The sequence below is a fragment of the Halorubrum sp. SD612 genome (assembly GCF_002135005.1).
Window position 1 is genome coordinate 1 of record NZ_NEWI01000231.1, and the last position, 3044, is coordinate 3044.

Below are 3044 nucleotides of genomic sequence, written 5' to 3' on the forward strand. Positions count from 1 at the left end.
GGACCGTGTTGAACGCGCTCGCGACCGGCACGGGCGCGGCGTTCGGCATCGACGTCGAGACGCGCGCGACGGTCGAACTCGACCCCGCGGCCGACGGCGTCGACGGGGAGATCGCCGAGGACGCCGCCGCCGACACCGCCCTGATCGAGCGCTGCGTCGCGCTCGCGACCGAGCGCTGGGGCGACGGCGAGGGCGGGTCGGTCCGGACCGACAGCGACGTGCCGCTGGCGGCCGGCCTCAAGAGCTCCAGCGCGGCCGCCAACGCGACCGTCCTCGCGACCTGCGACGCGCTCGGGCTCGCGGTCGGCGACGGCGACCGCGCAAGTGACGACGCGGTCGGCGACGACCCGGGCGACCCCGCCGTCGACGTCACCCGGCTTGAGGCCTGTCGGCTCGGCGTGCGCGCGGCCCGCGAGGCCGGCGTCACGGTCACGGGCGCGTTCGACGACGCGACCGCGTCGATGCTCGGCGGCGTCACCGTCACCGACAACGACGCGGACGAGCTTCGCGCCCGCGAGACCGTCGACTGGGACGTCCTCGTGTGGACGCCGCCGGAGCGGGCCTACTCGGCCGACGCCGACGTGGCGGGCTGCGAGGCCGTGGCGCCGATGGCCGACCTCGTCGCCGACCTCGCGCTCGACGGCCGGTACGGCGAGGCGATGACGGTGAACGGGCTGGCGTTCTCGGCCGCGCTCGGCTTCGACGCCGACCCCGCCGTGGAGGCGATGCCGCACGCCACCGCGGTGTCGCTGTCCGGCACCGGCCCCAGCGTCGTCGCCGTCGCCGATCCCGCCGACCCCGAGACAGACCTCGACGCGGTCGCCGACGCGTGGGGCGACCGCCCCGGAACGCTGCGGCGAACGGCGACCAGGAACGACGGCGCGACCGTCGAGTGAGCGCCCGCGGGCACACCACGGACTACCCCCGCCACACACCACCCACCGACTCCACTACCAACCAATGAGCGACACACCCAACGCGGAAGACCGGAGCCTCGACGAACTGCGACGCGAGATCGAAGACATCGACCGCGAGATCGTCGAACTGATCGCCCGCCGCACCTACGTCGCCGACACGGTCGCGGCCGTGAAAGACGAACGCGACCTCCCGACGACCGACGAGGGTCAAGAGGAGCGCGTGATGGAGCGCGCCGGCGAGAACGCCGAGCGCTTCGACGTCGACGCCAACCTCGTGAAGGCGATCTTCCGGCTGCTGATCGAGCTGAACAAGGTAGAGCAGCGGGAATCCCGATAGCGCCCTCGCCGGTCGACGCGGCTCCCACGCTACTCGCCGCCGTCCCGGATCAGCATCACCTTCACCCGGCGCACGGCGTCGAAGTCGCGGAGCCGGTACGTCAGTTCGCGGACGCGCTCGGCGTCCCCGCGGCAGAACAGCGATTCGAGACACCACTCGCCCTGATGGGTGTGGCTCGTGTTGAGGATCACCTCCTGGTACTCGTGTTGGACGCCGTGGAGCTCCCGGATCACGTCGTGGTGTCGGTAGTCGAAGCCGACGAGCGCGACGACCTCGCCGGACGTGTCTTCGAGCCGCGAGTGCGACTCGACGAACTCCAGCATGGCCTCCCGTACCGCCCGCGACCGGTTCTCGATTCCCTCCTCTCGCCACGTCCGGTCGAACTCCTCCAGCAGCCCGTCGGGGATGTTGAAACTCGTTCGCATCACCTCGTCGTCGCGCCCGCGGACACAAGAGGGCCGGTGTCCCGACGACTCCGTTCGATACGATCGGCCCGAAACGGTCCGGGTCCGGCCGTCACGGGCCGAACGTTCCGCACGAACAGGTTCGGACCGCTCGCGGGCGCCCCTCCGACGCGCGTCGCGCTTCTGGAAGGCGTAGCTTTACTTCGCGCGACGGCGTGCGGGCTGCCGTGGTATCGCCCTCGTCGATCGCGGGTGCCGACTCGGGGATCGTCCGGGAGCGACCGTTCCAGTTGCTGTTGCTCGTCAACGTGCTGCCGCCGCTCGGCACCGCGCTCCTCTCGCCGGTGCTCGGGTCCCTCGTCGAGCCGCTCGGCGCCTCGACGGCGAACATCGGGCTCATGATGTCGGCGTTCACCGCGCCCTCGATCGTCGTTATCCCGATCGCTGGCGCGATCTCCGACCGGTACGGGCGCCGCCCGGTGCTGCTCTTCGGACTCGTCTGGTTCGGCCTCACCGGCACCGCCATCGCCTTCGTCTCGACGTTCGGCGCGGCCCTCGCCCTGCGCGCGCTCCAGGGGGTCGGCTTCGCCGCGCTCACGCCGATCATCATCACCAGCCTCGGCGACCTGTACGCGGGCACGAAGGAGGCGACCGCGCAGGGACTCCGGTTCACCGGCTCGGGGCTCTCCCAGACGGCCTTCCCGCTCGCCGCGGGGGTGCTCGTCGGGATGGCGTGGCAGTACCCCTTCCTCCTGTACGCCGTCGCCTTCCCGATCGCCGCCGTCGTCTACGTCCACCTCGAAGAGCCGCTCGCCGAGGCGGGCGACGAGGGGTCCGAGGCGGGCGTCCGCGACCAGATCGGGGACATGCGCGCGCTCGTCGCGCACCGCCGGGCGTGGACCATGGTCGTCGCCCGCGGGAGCGCGAACGTCGCGTGGTTCGGCTTCCTCACGTACAACTCGATCCTCGTCGTCGACGTGCTCGGGTACACGCCGGCGGAGGCGGGGGCGCTCGCGGCGCTCGCGAGCCTGACCTACGCGCTGGCGGCGACGCAGGCCGGCCGGATCGCCGAGGTGTTCGACGACCGCCTCTACCCGCTCGTGGCCCTGAACCTGTCGATGGGGGCGGGGCTCGGCCTCGCCTTCCTCGCCCGGTCGCTCCCGGTCGCCGCGGTCGGCGTCGCGCTCATGGGGGTCGGCTTCGGGCTCGTGCTCTCCGTCTACCGGAGCGTCATCACGACCCTCCCGCCGGCGGACCTGCGCGGGGGGCTGGTCAGCCTCGGCGAGGGGAGCGGGCGCGCGGCGGCGACGGCGACCCCGGTGGTCATGGGCGTCGCCGTCGCGCTGGCGACCCGCCCGCTCGGGTTCGGGGCGGCGGTCCGCGCGG

At 72.7% G+C, this 3044-nt stretch carries 4 protein-coding genes; 3 read left to right on the forward strand and 1 reads right to left on the reverse strand.

Annotated elements, in window-relative coordinates; genetic code table 11:
* Positions 1–896 (forward strand): shikimate kinase (locus B9G38_RS15605; protein ID WP_198945719.1); only part of this gene is annotated, 896 nt, incomplete at its 5' end.
* A 64-nt stretch (positions 897–960) separates the two neighbouring features.
* Positions 961–1254, forward strand: coding sequence for a chorismate mutase (locus tag B9G38_RS15610; RefSeq protein ID WP_086220985.1), 294 nt, complete (start codon positions 961–963; stop codon positions 1252–1254).
* A 29-nt stretch (positions 1255–1283) separates the two neighbouring features.
* Here B9G38_RS15610 and B9G38_RS15615 read toward each other — a convergent pair whose 3' ends face one another.
* Positions 1284–1679 carry a CopG family ribbon-helix-helix protein gene (locus tag B9G38_RS15615; RefSeq protein WP_086220986.1) on the reverse strand — a complete coding sequence of 132 codons (396 nt, stop codon included), beginning with the start codon at positions 1677–1679 and terminating at the stop codon, positions 1284–1286.
* A gap of 206 nt (positions 1680–1885) precedes the next feature.
* Between B9G38_RS15615 and B9G38_RS15620 the strand changes: the two genes are divergently transcribed.
* Positions 1886–3044 (forward strand): MFS transporter (locus B9G38_RS15620; RefSeq protein ID WP_086220987.1); only part of this gene is annotated, 1159 nt, incomplete at its 3' end.